We start from the raw sequence: 16,847 nt of genomic DNA on the forward strand, positions 1-16,847 counted from the left end.
TATAATCATCCGCAGTTAGGCTGGCATGTGCCGGCCTAACTGCCATTTCGTACCGTACCCATAGGGGGCGCGGGAACTTTGGGAGGGGACAAGGACATGAAACTTTGGGCCGGAAGGTTTAAAAAAGAGGTGGATAGTAAGGTCAACGACTTTAATTCCTCCATCTCCTTCGACAGCCGCATGTACGCCCAGGATATCCGGGGCTCCATCGCCCACGCCACCATGCTGGGCGCCGTGGGCATCATCGAACAAACGGAAGCGGACGCCATCTGCGGGTGTCTCGAAGAAATCCTGGGGGACATCGAAAGCGGCGCTTTGCCCTTTGACCCAGAGGCCGAGGACATCCACATGTTTGTGGAGGCGGAGCTCACTAGGCGTCTGGGCGAGACGGGCAAGCGCCTGCACACGGCGCGCAGCCGCAACGACCAGGTGGCATTGGACCTTCGCATGTACCTGCTCGACCACGCCGGGGATCTGGACGATCTCTTAAAGGAGCTCATCGGCGTTCTCTGCGACGTGGCCGAACAGCACAAGGAGACGGTCATGCCCGGCTACACCCATCTCCAGCGGGCCCAGCCCATCACCTTTGCCCACCACCTCATGGCCTACGCCCAGATGTTTTTGCGGGACAAGGAGCGGCTGGAAAACTGGCGGAAGCTGTCGAGCTACATGCCGCTGGGTTCGGGGGCGCTTGCCTCCACCACCTATCCCATCGACCGGGACATGGTGCGAAGAGCCCTCCACTTCGACCACATCACCGTCAACAGCTTGGACGGGGTGTCCGACCGGGACTTCTGCATCGAGCTTGCCTCCGACCTTTCCTTAATCATGATGCATCTCTCCCGCTTTTCCGAGGAAATCATCCTCTGGTGCTCCTGGGAGTTTAAATTTATCGAGCTCGACGACGCCTATGCCACTGGCTCGTCCATCATGCCCCAGAAGAAAAACCCCGACATCACCGAGCTCATCCGCGGCAAGACGGGCCGGGTCTACGGCGACCTGATGACGCTGTTAACCATGATGAAGGGCCTGCCTCTTGCTTACAACAAGGATATGCAGGAGGATAAAGAGGCCGTCTTCGACGCGCTGGACACGGCAAAGCTGTGTCTTTCCACCTTCATCCCCATGCTGAAGACCATGACGGTGCGAAAAGACAACATGCGGGCCGCGGCGGCCAGGGGCTTTATCAACGCCACCGACTGCGCCGATTACCTGGTCAAAAAGGGGATGGCCTTCCGGGACGCCTACAAGATCACCGGCACTTTGGTGGCCCGGTGCATCGACGAGGGCAAGACCCTGGAAACCCTGGAACTCTCCGCCTACCGGGAGCTTTCCGACCTCTTTGACGAGGACGTGTATGAGGCGATCAACCTGGAAAAATGCGCCTTTGACCGGAAGGTACCGGGCGGGCCCGCCCCCCAGAGCGTGCAAAATCAGATCGACATGACTCGGGAGCTCATCCGATAGCCCCCGCATCCCCATAGAAACAAAAAAAGGAAGTGCCCACATGATCGACGTAGGAATCATCGGCGCCACCGGTTATGCCGGTGTGGAGCTGATTCGCATCCTCCATGGACACCCCCAGGTCCACATCCGGGCCTTGGGCTCGGTGAGCTTCGAGGGACAGGACATCAGCGACATTTATCCCTCCCTGGCGGGCATCTGCCCCCAGAAGCTGCTCGCCACCGACGAAGTCATCGACGCCTGCCAGGTGATCTTTGCCAGTGTACCCCACGGCGTATCCGAGGAAATCGGCCGCAAATGTGTGGACCAGGACAAACTGCTCATTGACCTGGGCGCCGATTTCCGCCTCACCGACCCGGAGGACTATAAAGAATGGTACAAACTCGAATATAAAGACCCGGAACTGCATAAGCAGTCGGTCTATTCCATCCCGGAATTGCACCGGGAAAAAGTCAAAGGAGCCAAGATTATCGGGAACCCGGGCTGTTATCCCACCTCCATCGCGCTGGGCCTCTTCCCGGCGCTCAAAGCGTGCGTCATCGACCCGGACACCATCGTCATCGACTCCAAGTCCGGCGTCACCGGCGCGGGACGGGGCCTCTCTCAGACGAGCCATTATCCCGACTGCAACGAGGCCTTCTCCCCGTATAAGATTGCGTCCCACCGCCACACCCCCGAGATCGAGCAGACCATCTCCCAGATTGTGGGCCGGGACGTGCTCATCACCTTTGTCCCCCATCTTCTGCCCGTCAATCGGGGCATCGTCTCCACCATCTACTCCAAGCTGAAAACGCCCCTCTCCCCCAAGGAGGTCCATGAGCTCTATGCCCACACCTATCAGGGCGAGCAATTTGTCCGGGTGATGAAGGAGGGCCAGGCAGCCAATCTGAAAAATGTCCGCGGCTCCAACTACTGCGACATTTCTCTCCATGTGGACACGAGAACCAACCGTCTGATTGTGGTTTCCACCATCGACAATATGGTCAAGGGCGCGGCCGGCCAGGCCATCCAGAACATGAACCTGGCCCTGGGCTTTCCCGAGGACATGGGCCTGCACTTGGCCCCCCTCTGCTTCTAGCGGGCAGGGCCCGCTCCCTCGACGCGCTTTAGGTTTTGTTCGCACCATCGGCGCGGCACCCGCACTCATGGCTCGATTGCACTACAGCGCGACAGCACCTACCGGTGCGGGATGACGCGCCCTAAGCTTTATTCGCACCATCGCCGCGTCTCACGCGTTAACGTCTCGATTGCGTCACAGCGCGATTTGGCTGCGGCACCTTGCCGCCACCTGCGGCGGGCATGACGCGTCCTAGGCTTTATTCGTACCATTGCCGCGGCGCCCGCACTCATGGTTCGATTGCACTACAGCGCGACACCCTCCACCGGTAGGTGGTGGGATTTGATAGGAGGATATGTATGGAACTGATTAAGATAGAAGGCGGAGTCTGCGCGCCCCGGGGCTTTTTGGCCTCTGGCGTCCACTGCGGCATCCGCAAGAACAAGGAAAAACGGGACCTGGCGCTGATTTACTGCGAAACGCTGTGCTCGGCGGCGGCGGTCTATACCCAGAATAAGGTCAAAGGCGCGCCCATCGCCGTCACCAGAAGAAATCTGGCCGACGGCATTGCCCAGGCGGTCATCTGCAACAGCGGCAACGCCAACACCTGTAACGCCGACGGCGAGGAAAAGGCTGCCCAGATGTGCCGTCTCATCGCCGACGAGCTCTCCATCACCCCGGAGAATGTGATTGTCGCGTCCACCGGCGTCATCGGGCAGGTTCTGCCCATCGAGCCCATCGCCTCCCACACCCACGCCCTCAAAGAGGCCCTCTCCAGAGAGGGCAGCGGCGATGCGGCCGAGGCCATCATGACTACCGACACCCACCGCAAGGAGGTGGCCGTCTCCTTCGAGCTGGGCGGCAAGGAATGCCGCATCGCCGGTATGGCCAAGGGCTCGGGGATGATTCATCCCAACATGGCCACCATGCTGGGCTTTTTGACCACCGACGTGTGCATTGACCCGGATATGCTCAAAAAAGCCCTGTCGGCGTGCATCACCGACACCTTCAATATGGTCAGCGTGGACGGGGACACTTCCACCAACGACATGGTGTCCATCATGGCCAGCGGCCTGGCGGGCAACGCCATGATCGACGAGGAGGGCCTGTTCTTCGACACCTTCACCGAGGCGCTCATGGAAGTCTGCCGCCATCTGGCCAAAGAGGTGGCCGCCGACGGGGAGGGCGCGTCCAAAGCCCTCGTCTGCACGGTCCAGGGCGCGCCCACCAAGGACTGCGCCCGGAAGATCGCCAAGAGCGTCATCACTTCCAGCCTATTTAAGGCCGCCATGTTCGGCTCCGACGCCAACTGGGGCCGGGTGCTCTGCGCCATCGGCTACACCGACGCCAACTTCAGCATCGACAAGACCAAAGTCACCCTGTCTTCCTGTGCCGGTTCCATCCTGGTGTGCGAAAACGCCGCCGGGGTGGCCTTTTCCGAGGAGGAGGCCAAAGTCATCCTTTCCCAGAATGAAATCAATATCCTCATCGAACTCTTTGACGGCGAGGAGGAGGCCACGGCCTACGGCTGCGACCTGACCTACGACTACGTCAAGATTAACGGGGACTACCGCACCTAAATGATACAGCAGCACCCAACCATACTGCGGCATAGACACAACCAAAACTCGACTTGCTCACGCAGGTGAGAATTGAAGGAGTAGGGAGATTGCAAGATGAAGCTTTCCAATTCCGATAAGGCGCAGGTCCTCATTCAGGCCCTGCCCTATCTGCAAAAATATTATAACAAGGTGGTCGTGGTCAAATACGGCGGCAACGCCATGACGGACGACGAGCTCAAACAGGCGGTCATGAGTGACATTGTCCTGCTCTCTTTGGTGGGCATCAAGGTGGTGCTGGTCCACGGGGGCGGCCCGGAAATCAGCGCCACCCTCAAGGCCATGGGCAAGGAGAGCAAGTTTATCGGCGGACTGCGCTACACCGACGCGGAGACCGCCGACATTGTCCAGATGGTCCTCTCCGGCAAGGTCAACAAGGACCTGGTCTCCCTGCTCGGCAAGGCGGGCGGCAAGGCCATGGGCCTGTGCGGCATCGACGGGGCCATCCTCACGGCCAAGAAGCACAAAAGCGAGGTGGACCTGGGCTTTGTGGGGGATGTAAAGAAAGTGAACACCGCTCCCATCATGGACTGCCTGGAGGCAGGCTATATCCCAGTCATCGCCACGGTGGGCTGCGACGCGGAGGGCCAAGTCTACAACATCAACGCCGACACGGCCGCCGCCCGCATCGCCTCCGAGCTCCATGCGGAAAACCTGATGCTTATGACCGACATCCGGGGCCTTTTGCAGGATAAAGACGACGACTCCACCCTGATTCCGGTGGTGCAGGTCAGCGAGGTACCCTATCTGGTCAGCCAGGGCATCATCCAGGGCGGCATGATCCCCAAGGTCCAGTGCTGTGTCGAGGCCGTCCGCCGGGGCGTCAAAAAGACCTTTATCATCGACGGCCGCATTCCCCACTCCATCCTCATTGAGATGCTCTCCGACGAGGGCATCGGCACCATGTTTGTTTAGTCTTTTCGTATTAATTTATATAAATTATACTTTTTGTAATCATTCCTGCGGGTCAAACCACAGGCAAGGGGGTCATTCCATTGAAAGGCGATCTGATTAAAGCCGCCGACCAGCAGTATTTAGCGCCCATCTATAACCGCTTTGACGCGGTGCTCGACCACGGCAAGGGCGCGGTCTGCTACGCCCTTGACGGCAAGGAATACATCGACTTCACCGCCGGCATCGGGGTCAATTCCCTGGGCTTCTGCGACGAGGGCTGGGTCAAAGCGGTGACCGAGCAGCTTCAGAAAATCCAGCACACCTCCAACCTCTACTACACCCAGCCGGACACCCAGGTGGCGGAAAATCTCTGCCGGCGTTCCGGCATGGAAAAGGTCTTCTTCGCCAACTCCGGGGCCGAGGCCAACGAGGGCGCCATCAAAGTGGCGCGGAAATACGGCGTGGACCACTACGAGGGCAAGCGGTATAAAATCATCACCCTGGTCAATTCCTTCCATGGCCGCACCGTGACCACCCTGACCGCCACCGGCCAGGAGGTCTTCCACAAAAACTTCGGCCCCTTCACCGAGGGCTTTGACTACGCCCTCGCCGGCGATATGGACGATCTGCGCCAAAAGGCGGACGATACCACCGTGGCGGTCATGGTGGAGATGATTCAGGGCGAGGGCGGCGTGGTCCCTCTCTCCGAAAGCTATGTCAAGGAGCTCTCGGCCTTCTGTGAGGAGCGGGACATCCTCTTCATGGTGGACGAAGTCCAGACCGGCGTGGGACGCACGGGCAAGTTCTTCGCCTATGAGTACTTTGATGTAAAGCCCGACGTGGTCACTTTAGCCAAGGGCCTGGGCGGCGGCCTCCCCATTGGCGCGGTGCTGCTGGGGAAAAAGGCAGCCGACGTCCTCCACTATTCCGACCACGGCACCACCTTCGGCGGCAATCCGGTGGCCTGCGCGGGCGCTGTGGAAATCCTAAAGCGCATCGACGACAGCTTCCTGGAAGAAGTGCGGATGAAGGGCATCCACATCACCGACCGGGTCAAAAAGATGCCCTGTGTCACCGGCATCACCGGCCGGGGCCTGATGCTGGGCATCTCCCTCAAGGAGGGGCTTGCCTCTGTAGACATCCTCAAAGAGTGCCTGGCAAAGGGCCTCCTTCTCCTGACCGCGAAAACGAAACTGCGAATGCTTCCGCCCCTCAATATCTCCTTTGAGGATATCGACAAGGGCCTGGACATCCTGGAACAGGTACTTTCTTCCCACGAATAAATAACGAAAGGCAGGTTTGACCCATGAACCATCTGCTCAAGCTCCTCGATCTCAGCAAGGAGGAGATCGTCGATCTCCTCAATCTGGCCGATCAGCTCAAATATGAGACCAAGCACGGCATCAAGCACACCCCCCTCAAGGGCATGACCCTGGGCATGATCTTTCAGAAGGCCTCCACCCGCACCCGCGTTTCCTTTGAGACCGGCATGTACCAGTTGGGCGGCCACGCCCTCATGCTCTCCTCCTCCGATCTGCAAATCGGCCGGGGCGAGCCGGTGCAGGACACCGCCCGTGTCCTCTCCCGGTATCTCGACGGCATCATGATCCGCACCTTCGAGCAAAAAGAGGTGGAGGATCTGGCCAAATACGGCTCCATCCCCATCATCAACGGCCTGACCGACTTCTGTCATCCCTGCCAGGTGCTGGCCGATCTCATGACCATCCGGGAGCACAAAAGCGTCCTGGAGGGCCTCAAGATGTGCTACATCGGGGACGGCAACAACATGGCCAACTCCCTGATCGTGGGCGGGCTCAAGGTGGGCATGGAAGTGGCCGTCGCCACGCCCGACGCCTACCGTCCCGACCCCATCGTCCTGGACTTTGCCAAGGAGTACGGCGACAAGTTCACCCTGACAAGCGACATCTTTGCCGCCGCCAAGGACGCCGACGTCATCTTCACCGACGTCTGGGCCTCCATGGGCCAGGAGGGCGAAGCCACCGAGCGCCGCAAGGACTTCGAGGGTTATCAGGTCAATGAAGAGCTTCTGGCCGTGGCCAAACCGGGCTGCATGGTGCAGCACTGCCTGCCCGCCCACCGCGGCGAGGAAATCACCGAGGAAACCTTTGAAAAACACGCCAATGAAATCTTCGACGAGGCGGAGAACCGCCTCCACGCACAGAAGGCCGTCCTCGTCAAGCTCTTAAAAAAATAGGCGCCCACCGGCGCGGGATGCCGGACGGTCCCTGGCGAAATATTGGACTCATGGGACGCGCAATGTCCCTGTATCGTTTGATCGCGATGTCTTCCGGCGCGGGCTATCGCGCCCTGGGTCTAATTTACACCATCGCCGCGGCGCCCGCGCTTCGGTTCCCCCCGCGCCACAGCGGACCCAGCGGTCGGCATGACGCGCCCTGAGTATTATACGTACCACTGCCGCGTCACTCGCGTCCCAGTTCCCCCATGCATCACAGCGCGTCTACCCGCACCGATAGGTGCCCGTCATATTGCCGAAAAAGCAGGAATAAAATCCACGGGAACCACAAAAGTTCCCGTGGATTTTTTGCATGGATTGACAAGCCCCCGCCTGTGGTCTATGCTGGAAATGTCCTCTCCGGTGGAGGCAGGACAATCTTAGCAAAACGCCGGGCCACTGGAGCGCACTGGAGCCCCGAACCCGGCATCCAGGCAATATAAGCAAAGGAGCGTGTTACTATGGATAAAAACGCGAGAGCGGCGATGGAAAAACGGATGGAAATCGTCTGCACCAACTTAGAAAAAAACAATATGCAGGCCTTTTATGTCCCCTCGGGGGAGGAGGCGTTGCAACTGGTCCAGTCCATGTTGCGGGAGGGCGAGACCGTCGCCACCGGCGGCTCCATGACGCTCAAGGAGTGCGGCATCATCGATCTGCTCGACAGCGGGAAATATACCTTCCTCAACCGGGGCGCACCGGGCCTGACGCCGGCAGAGAAGGAAGAAATCACCCGTAAGGCCTTCTTTGCGGACACCTACCTGTGCTCGAGCAACGCGGTTACCGAGTTCGGCGAGCTCTACAACGTGGACGGCAACGCCAACCGGGTCGCCGCCCTGGCCTTTGGCCCCAAGTCGGTTATCCTGGTAGTGGGGTACAATAAAGTGGTCCACAACCTGGACGAAGCCGTCAATCGGGTCAAAACCACCGCCTGTCCGGCCAACTGCGAACGCATCCCCTGCGAGACCTATTGCCGGGAGAAGGGCCGCTGCATGAGTCTCAGCGAGGAAAACCCCGTCATGACCGACGGCTGCCAGAGCCCCGCCCGCATCTGCTGCTCTTATTTGATTCAGGCCTACCAGAAGGAGAAAAACCGCATCAAGGTCATCCTGGTCGGCGAGGACCTGGGATATTAATAGGGAAAACGACAGAACCCGCCTCCTCTTCGGGGGCGGGTTCTTTTATTTAGCCGTCCCGCAGGATACGCCATACAATTTCATCCGTGTCGGGTAAATCCGGCCTTTTTTTCTGGATTCTTTTAATTTTTTCATCCGGGTGCTCCCAAACATAGGCGATTTTTTCACTGATTTCCCGTTTGAGGTCCTCTGGGGTGATGTCTCTTTTGGCGGCTATGTACTGATAGAAAAAGTTGACCAAAATTCTCTCCTCCTTTTTCATTCCATCGCCCCAAACTATATATCTATATAAATATATATCTAAATAACAGAGCTGTCAAGAAAACATATATTGGGTATACTAAACCCAAGGTGATGCAAATGGCTGGCTCTGTAAGACTTTGTCTCAACCGATACCTGGATGAACACCACATTTCACGGTATTGGCTAGCGAAAAAGGCAAGAATTGAATACCCGGTAATCAATCGATATTACAAAAATAAAGTCGTGCGCTATGATAGTAACGTGCTGGCTAAAATTTGTGACGCCTTGCAATGCCAAATCGAAGACATCCTCGAATACGTAGACGAATAAATACCCTTTCTTTAAGCAACAAAAAAGAGGCCCCGCCGGGGGCCTCTTTTTTCTTTCGTCTTATACCGTCAGCACGCCGTTTTCCGATTCGAGCAGGATGAGGACTTGTTCCTCCGCGCCGGTCCTGGCATTGACATACACCAGCACTTTCTGCCCGTTTCTTCCTTCACACAGGAATTCGTAGCAGTAGATTTCATTTTTACCGTCGGTGGGGATGATGGCCATCTGCACAGACTGGACTTCCAGCCGGGAGCTGAGCACCTGCTGGGCCCGGTCTTTCGATAAAATACCGGTGGGAATTTCCCGCTCCTTGTGGTTCATCAGATACCCCCTGGCCTCATAGAAGACCACGTCGCCGGTGTCCAGCGCCACGCCCACCTTGACCAGGTCCGGGTAGCAGACAACGTCGTCCTGGACTGCGGAGAAATTCATGGTGCAGATGCCGCCGCCGATTTCATAGTAACTGTCCTTCATGCCGGAGAGGCCCACGCTGTTGAGATACTGGTGGGCGGCGGCAAAGGCCTCCTTCACCGTCTTGACCGGGTCGCCCACCGGGCGGCTTTGGCGCATATAGCACAGATACCCGCCCTGCTTGGTGACGCCTACTTCCACATTCTGCCCCGAGAAGCAGTAAAGCGGCATGTGGGAATTTTCGTCCGACGCGTCCGTCAGGGTATCAGCCTCCACCATGGCGGCGGCCGCCGCCTTCTTGTGGGCAGCCGCTCTGGAAATGCTGGACTGGCCCTGGGTCATCACCGGCGTGCGGTCTGCGAGATGGTCGGAGAAGGGGCCGTCGTAGATGAGCTTCGGATAGCTGGTGAAGCCCTCTTCCATCTGTTCAAACCCGGCGTTGACACTGGCCACACCCGGGTCGTCGGAATTTTCATTGGCCGCCTGGACGATGTCCCCCAGGGATGCGTTATTGGTGTTGATATAGTCGTCGAGTCCCATCAGCTCGTTTTCCAGCGAGGCGGCATAGTCCACCATGCTCTCGAAATTGTCCCGCTCGTCACTGGAGAGCTGTTGGCCGTTCATGGACTTTTTGGAAAGCGCCATGGAGAAGTCTCCCACTTGGGAGAGGAAGCGATAGGTGTTTTCCAGGTGCATTTCTCCCACCGGCAAGCTGGAGAGACAGGACTTGGCCGAAGCCGCGTCTTTCCAAAGCTGGGCCGCCACCATGGAAATTTGAGTGGGGGATCCCACATAAATGCCCTTGAGCAGGGTGTTTTCGATGTTGCCGAGGGTGCTGGTGAGCTCGTCGAGGGCGCCCCGATAGCCGCTTTCCAGGGCCCGGCGGTATTGCATGGCCTCATAATTCCCGCGGAATGCCCCGATGCCCAGCACCAGGAACAGCGCGGAAAGATAGCTGATGATACGAATCATGGTACGCCGTTTCATGGAATCTTCCTTTCCTGAGACGAATTTACCACTATATTTTCCTTTTTTATTACAATTATGTAAAATGCGGCGGGTTTGTTTGAACTCAAAGGCCATCTGGTGTATAATGTTTTTGTTTATGACACGCGTTTTTTGTGGAAAACACAAGGAATTTCGGGATAAAAAAGGTGGTATCGACGCTTTGACGGAAAGCTATTTGGATAATGCGGCGACGACTTCGGTTTTGCCGGCGGCCGCCCAGGCGGCTATGGAAGCCATGACCCAGTGCTGGGGCAATCCCTCTTCCCTCCACGGACGGGGCATCGAAGCCCATCTGCTCTTAGAGCGGGCCAGGGAGGATGTGGCGGCGGCCCTCGGGTGCGGGAAGGAGGAACTGACCTTCACCTCCGGCGCCACCGAAAGCAACAATCTGGCGCTTTTCGGGGCCGCGCGGGCCAAACGGCGCCGTGGCAGGCGCATCGTCACCACCGCCTTCGAGCATTCCTCGGTTATCGGCGCCATGGGGCAGCTCCAAAAGGAAGGCTTCGACGTCGTTTTTGTCCCACCGGAACCGGACGGCACTCTTCCGCCGGAAAAAATTGCGGAACAGGTGGATAAAAATACAATTTTAGTCAGCACTATGTTTGTGAACAACGAACTGGGCACGATTTTGGACATTTCCCGCATTGGACGGCTCATTAAGCGGCAAAATCCCGATGTTCTCTATCACTGCGACGCGGTCCAAGCCTTCTGCAAGGAGCCCTTCAAGGCCGCCCGGCTGGGGGTGGACCTGCTCAGCGTCAGTTCCCATAAAATCCACGGGCCCAAGGGCTGCGGCGCTCTGTATCTGAAAAAGGGTGTGCGCATCGAGCCCATCGTCTTCGGCGGCGCTCAGGAGCGGGGCCTTCGTCCCGGCACCGAGGCCCTGCCTCTCATCGCGGCCTTCGCGGCGGCGGCGAAGGAGTCGAGCCAGCACATGGCCGGATCGAGAGATCATATCTGCGCTCTTAACGCCTCCCTGCGTGCCCGGCTTTCGGATCTGGACGGCGTTTTCATCAATTCCCCGGACACCGCTTCCCCCTATATCCTCAACGCGTCGGTGACCGGCGTCCGGTCGGAGATTATGCTTCACGCCTTGGAGGAGCGGGGCGTCTACGTCTCCTCGGGCTCCGCCTGCGCCAAGGGCGAGCCGAGCCATGTGCTCTCCGCTCTGGGCCTGTCCCGGCCTCTGGCCGACAGCGCCCTGCGCATCAGCTTCACCTACGAAAGCACACAAGCCCATGTGGACGCCCTCATCGACAGCCTGCGCGATCTCATCCCCCGCTACCGCGCCTCCCGGCGAGGATGACGCGCCTCAGATTATATCTGAATACTGTCCGCGTGGCACGCGCTCAAATCCTAACCTGCGCCACAGCGCGGCATCCCCCACCGGTAGGTGGCGCGCGAGAAAGGAAATTAACTCATATGAAAGAACTCATTCTTCTCAAATACGGGGAGGTGGCCCTCAAGGGCCTCAACAAATCCGTGTTTGAATCCATGCTCATGAAGACCTGCCGCCGCAGGGTGCGGGACTTGGGCGAATTTAAGATATACAAGGCCCAGTCCACCATGTACTGCGAGCCGGTCAGCCCTGACGCGGACCTGGACGGGGCCTTTGACCGCCTATGTAAGGTCTTCGGCTTTGCGGGTCTGGCACGGGCCGTTGTCGTGGAAAAGGACTTTGACGACATCAAGGAGAAGGCTGCCGTCTATCTGGCCGACGAGCTGGAGGACGCCCGCACCTTCAAGGTGGAAGCCAAGCGCTCGGACAAGAGTTTCCCCATGAAATCCCCGGAGATCAGCGCGGAGCTGGGCGGCTATCTGCTGGAGCGCTTCCCCCATCTCAAAGTGGATGTCCACCACCCCGATCTGGTCGTCACCGTGGAGGTCCGTGATTTCGCCGCCTATGTCCGCGGCGCTCAGATCCCGGGCGCGGGCGGCATGCCCACCGGCTCGGCGGGCCGAGGGATGCTCCTCATTTCCGGCGGCATCGACTCCCCCGTGGCCGGCTATATGATGGCCCGGCGGGGCATGGGGCTCTCCGCCATCCACTTTGTCAGCCCCCCCTATACCAGCGAGATGGCCAAGCACAAGGTCTTGGAGCTGGTCAAGAAAATGTGTGCCTACTCGGGGCGCATCACCACCCTGGTGGTCCCCTTTACCCATATCCAGGAGGAAATCCGGGACAAATGCCCGGAGGAATATTTCACCGTCATTATGCGGCGGTATATGATGAAGATCGCGCAGATCGCGGCGGAGCAGATGGGCTGCGAGGCCCTCATCACCGGTGAGAGCGTGGGACAGGTGGCCAGCCAGACGGTGCCGGCCCTGGCCTGTACCGACATCGCCACCGATCTGCCGGTTTTCCGCCCCCTCATCGGCATGGACAAGGACGAGATCGTCTCCATCGCCCGGAAGATCGACACCTTTGAAACTTCCATCCTGCCTTATGAGGACTGTTGCACCGTCTTCACCCCCAAGCACCCCCGCACCCGTCCCAAACTGGGCGCCATCCTCCACGCCGAAGAGGCGCTGGATGAGAAAGCTCTCATCGAAGAAGCGGCCGCGGGCATGGAGCAGATTACTATTAGCATATAATATAAATTAATATACATTTTGTAATAATAACAAACGGCAAATCCAGTTGTTTCCCTGGCAGGGAAACCGTTAGAGGAGGAACAACCCTATGACCGCATATCTCATTGGTGCGGGCGACGAGCAGCTTTTGGGCAGCCTGGGAAACAGCCAGGCCAAGACCCTGCTGCGGGAGCTGGAAGCCATCGGCGTCCAGATACGGGGACAGGCAAGCGCGGCGGGGGACCGTCAAAAGCTGGGCAGCCTGTTGACCACCGCCCTGCCCAAAAGCGATCTGATGATCATCACCGGCAAGATTGGTCCCGGAGAAAACGACTTTGCCCGGGAGATGGTATGCCGGGGCCTGGGACTGCCCCTGGAACTCGACCGGAACCAGCTGCATATCTTGGAAGAAAAATGCGAACAGCGGGGGACCATGATGCCCCCTTCCTATCAAAAATTGGCCATGCTGCCCAGGGGCGCCACAGTTTTTGAAAACCCCATGGGCATGGCCGCCGGCTTCGCTATGACCCGTGGGCATCAGTGTGTCATCATGCTCCCCGGGGCGCCGGGGGAATACCTGCCCATGCTCATTCACCAGGTGGTCCCGTTTCTCGCAGTGCGCAGTACCGCCCCGGTGGTTTCCCGCACCATCGCGCTGATGAACCTGAGCCTCGCCGACGCCGCTCGGGAGCTGGGCGCTCTCGCCCAGCAGACCCGCCCGGCGGTCTGCCTCTATGAAAAGGAGGGCCAGCCCTTCATCCGGGTCACCGTCTGTGCGCCCACATTGGCGGAGGCCCAGTCCCTGGCCGTGCCGGCGATGAAGGCGGCCGCCGCCAAGCTGGAGCCCTATGTCTGCGGCATAGACGTGGGTTCCATGGAGGAAGCCCTGGTCAAACGTCTGCGGGGTGCCCAAATGAGTGTGGCCACAGCGGAAATCGGCACCGGCGGCGTTCTCAAGCGCCGGATGCTGGCCGCCCCAGGCGCGGGCGCCGTCTATGACTTCGGCGTCATGGCCGGGTCCGAGCGGGTCAAGCACCAGGTGCTGATGATTCCGGACAAAATTCTCAAAAAATACGCCGACGGCAGCGAACAGATGGCCGCCGCCATGGCCATCGGCGTCCGAGAGGCGGGCAACGCCCATCTGGGTCTGGCCGCCGTCTGCGCTCAGGGCAGGGAGGGCGAGAACCTCCCCGGCACTACCTATGTGGCGGTATCCGACGGCGAAAACGTGTGGGTGCGAAAGACCGACGCGGCCAGCCACCGCAAAAACGCGCCCATCTTGGGCTGCGCCGCCGCTTCCGCCGCCATGGCGCTCGGGCAGGAATACCTGCTGGGCAGTGACGCCTTAAAAAAGGCCGGCACTCCCGTAGCCACCGCCTTAGCAGGCAAGGTCCGTGTGTTGGAGGCTGGCAGCGCCGCTTCCACCGCCGACCCCAATCGACCGTGGTATAAAAAATTGGCTTCCGCCATCCTTCCTCAGAAAGGGGATAGCATGAGAGATAAAATCCGTAAAATCATATTGCTGCTGGCAGTGGTCGTCTTTGTGGCCTCCGCCGTTTATATCGGCAGCTATTTCTACGAATCCTTCCACAACAAAAAGCTCAACGAGGACCTAAGCAGCTTGATGGGCACCGGCGATATCCCCGACGGCTACCCCGATGACTATTTGGCCAAGTTCGGCGCCCTCTATGAACAGAATCCGGACATCGCCGGATGGCTCAAGATCGACGGCACCGGCGTGGACTACCCGGTGGTGCAGACCGACGCGGACAACGGAGAATACTATCTGCGCCGCGACTTCACGGGCGCCAGCAACCAGCACGGCGTCCCGTTTGTGGATAACCGGGTGGATCAGAAAGCGCCCAGCACCAACACCATCATTTTCGGCCACAACATGAAGGACGGCCAGATGTTCGGTGAGCTCATCAAATATAGGGATCTGGAGTACTATAAACAGCACCCGGTCATCTCCTACGATTCGGTTTACCGGGAAGGCAAATATAAGATTATCTCCATCTTCATCACCAACACCATGGCCGAGCATGGGCCGGTGTTTGACTATCACAACTTCATCAACGCCACCAGTAACGACAACATGGCCCAATTCCTCAACCAGCTCAAGCTGCGCACCATCATCAACACCGGCGTGGATGTCAACACCAGCGACACCCTCCTGACCCTCTCCACCTGCACCTATGAGTTCAAAGAGGCCCGCTTCGTGGTGGTCGCCCGCCGCGTCAGAGACGGGGAAGACGCCTCGGTGGACGTCTCCAAGGCAAGCGTCAATCCCCAGCCCTTCTACCCTGATGTGTGGTACCAGCTCTACGGCGGTTCCAAACCGGAAGGCGCTGTGAATATGTCCATCGGCACCACCCAGGCGCCGCCCACCACTACCCTGCCTATCACCACACGGCCGCCGGAAACCACCACCACGCCGCCCGTGACCACTACGCCGGAGGTCACCACGACGCCGCCGGTCACCACGACGCCGGAGGTCACGACAACCACCGAAGAGGTGACGACTACGACAACTACAGCCACAGAGCCGCCGCCACCCGATACCTCTTCAACGACGGATCAAACTGACGAACCGCCGGTGACTCCCGCGGATAACCCCGATCATCCCACTGTTGGCTGACGAAACCCCCAGCGGAAATTTCCGCTGGGGGTTTTCCCGCCTACCCGCCTACCGGCGGTGGCGGACGCGCCCCTAGTTTTATTTGCAACACCGTTGCGCCGCCCGCGCTTTTGTTACAAACTGCGCCACAGCGCGATAACCGGCAGGTGGGCGGATGTCGGCTGGGAACCAGTACACCGCGCCGTCCCATGCACCCACTATTCCATCAGGGACTGTCCGGCTTCCCCCACCGGCAGGTGGGCGGATGTCGGCTGGGAACCAGTACACCGCGCGTCCCATGCACCCACTATTTCACCAGGGACTGTCCGGCTTCCCCCACCGGCAGGTGGGCGGATGTCGGCTGGGAACCAGTATACCGCGCGTCCCATGCATCCACTATTTCACCAGGGACTGTCCGGCTTCCCCCGCCGGCAGGTGGTAGTTGTTTAGTACGGCAAAAATATGGTATAATACTTGCAGATATCCTTTCTTACACTGTCCCGGCGCTCCGCCCTCTTTTCGATGGAGCGCTCATAACCACCTGGCCGCCCGCCCGGCCTTTCCCGCGCGGGCAGAAAGCGAGACACTATGGAACGGCACAATGTCACCGTCGTGGATTTCGGCGGGAAAAAGAAGAAAAAGAAGCCCGTCGGAAAGATTATTCTGTTTTCTCTTCTCGGGCTGGTTCTTTTGGTCCTCATCACCGTCATTTCCATCTTTGCCCTGCTCCCCAGCCTGACGGACAAAGAGATCAACAAATATGTGGAGTCCCAGAAAGGCGCCCTCACCTATGCCGACGTCATCGGCCGGATACCTGCCGAGAGTATCACCTTCGAAGAGGGCACCGAGCTCACCGGCGCCCTGGAAGGCGCCGCCTATCGCGGGGTGGGTCTGTGGGATTACAACGTCTTGCTGCGGGCAGGGGATAAGGTCATGGATTTGGGGGAGCTCTCCTCCAATACCCGGTCCCCCACCCTGGATAAGCCGGAGGTCTGGCAGCGGATGGAGTTGGTCTCCTACAAGGGGCGGGTCTATCTCATCAAATATTTCCCCTCCTTCTATGGGCCCTCCAACGTCAGCTGCTATGAGATCCTGGACGGCTGGGATCTCATTCAAAAGGTGGACGCCATCGCATAAAAAAGGACAGCCTTAACGGCTGTCCTTTTTTGCGAATGAAAACAAATGATAGAACAGAAAAGGGACGAGGCTTTCGCCGCGTCCCTTTTCCATGTGTAATTCT

The 16,847-nt window shown here is 58.8% G+C and carries 14 protein-coding genes; 12 read left to right on the forward strand and 2 right to left on the reverse strand.

The window, feature by feature from the left end; all coding sequences use genetic code 11:
* Positions 1 to 96: 96 nt before the first annotated feature.
* From argH to H8709_RS06915, 7 genes are all read left to right on the forward strand, one after another.
* The gene (argH, locus tag H8709_RS06885) at positions 97 to 1,467 is read left to right on the forward strand and encodes an argininosuccinate lyase (RefSeq protein ID WP_262397647.1); all 1,371 of its coding nucleotides are present in this window, start codon (positions 97 to 99) and stop codon (positions 1,465 to 1,467) included.
* Between the two features lie 40 nt (positions 1,468 to 1,507).
* The gene (gene argC, locus H8709_RS06890; RefSeq protein WP_262397648.1) at positions 1,508 to 2,542 is read left to right on the forward strand and encodes an N-acetyl-gamma-glutamyl-phosphate reductase; all 1,035 of its coding nucleotides are present in this window, start codon (positions 1,508 to 1,510) and stop codon (positions 2,540 to 2,542) included.
* 338 nt (positions 2,543 to 2,880) lie between these two features.
* The gene (gene argJ / locus H8709_RS06895) at positions 2,881 to 4,101 is read left to right on the forward strand and encodes a bifunctional glutamate N-acetyltransferase/amino-acid acetyltransferase ArgJ (RefSeq protein ID WP_262397649.1); all 1,221 of its coding nucleotides are present in this window, start codon (positions 2,881 to 2,883) and stop codon (positions 4,099 to 4,101) included.
* 96 nt (positions 4,102 to 4,197) lie between these two features.
* Positions 4,198 to 5,055, forward strand: coding sequence for an acetylglutamate kinase (argB, locus tag H8709_RS06900; protein ID WP_262397650.1), 858 nt, complete (start codon positions 4,198 to 4,200; stop codon positions 5,053 to 5,055).
* A gap of 80 nt (positions 5,056 to 5,135) precedes the next feature.
* Positions 5,136 to 6,317 carry an aspartate aminotransferase family protein gene (locus H8709_RS06905; RefSeq protein ID WP_262397651.1) on the forward strand — a complete coding sequence of 394 codons (1,182 nt, stop codon included), beginning with the start codon at positions 5,136 to 5,138 and terminating at the stop codon, positions 6,315 to 6,317.
* A gap of 23 nt (positions 6,318 to 6,340) precedes the next feature.
* On the forward strand, positions 6,341 to 7,249 hold the full coding sequence (argF, locus tag H8709_RS06910; RefSeq protein ID WP_262397652.1) for an ornithine carbamoyltransferase: 909 nt from the start codon (positions 6,341 to 6,343) through the stop codon (positions 7,247 to 7,249).
* 500 nt (positions 7,250 to 7,749) lie between these two features.
* Positions 7,750 to 8,424, forward strand: a complete 675-nt coding sequence (locus H8709_RS06915; protein ID WP_262397653.1) for a lactate utilization protein — start codon at positions 7,750 to 7,752, stop codon at positions 8,422 to 8,424.
* Positions 8,425 to 8,473: 49 nt separating this feature from the next.
* Here the strand turns inward: H8709_RS06915 and H8709_RS06920 are convergent, their stop codons facing one another.
* Positions 8,474 to 8,665 (reverse strand): hypothetical protein, encoded by a 192-nt coding sequence (locus H8709_RS06920; protein WP_262397654.1) that lies wholly within the window; start codon positions 8,663 to 8,665, stop codon positions 8,474 to 8,476.
* A 119-nt stretch (positions 8,666 to 8,784) separates the two neighbouring features.
* On the opposite strand from H8709_RS06920, the gene H8709_RS06925 reads away from it, so the two are divergent.
* On the forward strand, positions 8,785 to 8,997 hold the full coding sequence (locus H8709_RS06925; protein ID WP_262397799.1) for a helix-turn-helix domain-containing protein: 213 nt from the start codon (positions 8,785 to 8,787) through the stop codon (positions 8,995 to 8,997).
* A 60-nt stretch (positions 8,998 to 9,057) separates the two neighbouring features.
* Here the strand turns inward: H8709_RS06925 and ypeB are convergent, their stop codons facing one another.
* The gene (ypeB, locus tag H8709_RS06930; protein ID WP_262397655.1) at positions 9,058 to 10,395 is read right to left on the reverse strand and encodes a germination protein YpeB; all 1,338 of its coding nucleotides are present in this window, start codon (positions 10,393 to 10,395) and stop codon (positions 9,058 to 9,060) included.
* 181 nt (positions 10,396 to 10,576) lie between these two features.
* Between ypeB and H8709_RS06935 the strand changes: the two genes are divergently transcribed.
* From H8709_RS06935 to H8709_RS06950, 4 genes are all read left to right on the forward strand, one after another.
* A complete protein-coding gene (locus H8709_RS06935) occupies positions 10,577 to 11,722 on the forward strand; it encodes a cysteine desulfurase family protein (protein ID WP_262397656.1) in 1,146 nt (381 codons plus the stop codon).
* Positions 11,723 to 11,838: 116 nt separating this feature from the next.
* Positions 11,839 to 13,011, forward strand: coding sequence for a tRNA uracil 4-sulfurtransferase ThiI (gene thiI / locus H8709_RS06940; RefSeq protein ID WP_262397657.1), 1,173 nt, complete (start codon positions 11,839 to 11,841; stop codon positions 13,009 to 13,011).
* 88 nt (positions 13,012 to 13,099) lie between these two features.
* The gene (srtB, locus tag H8709_RS06945; RefSeq protein WP_262397658.1) at positions 13,100 to 15,628 is read left to right on the forward strand and encodes a class B sortase; all 2,529 of its coding nucleotides are present in this window, start codon (positions 13,100 to 13,102) and stop codon (positions 15,626 to 15,628) included.
* A 567-nt stretch (positions 15,629 to 16,195) separates the two neighbouring features.
* Positions 16,196 to 16,744: a hypothetical protein gene (locus tag H8709_RS06950; protein ID WP_262397659.1), complete on the forward strand. Its 549-nt coding sequence runs from the start codon at positions 16,196 to 16,198 to the stop codon at positions 16,742 to 16,744.
* Positions 16,745 to 16,847 lie beyond the last annotated feature (103 nt).

It is taken from the genome of Zongyangia hominis, from assembly GCF_014385095.1.
Taxonomy (GTDB): domain Bacteria; phylum Bacillota; class Clostridia; order Oscillospirales; family Ruminococcaceae; genus Zongyangia; species Zongyangia hominis.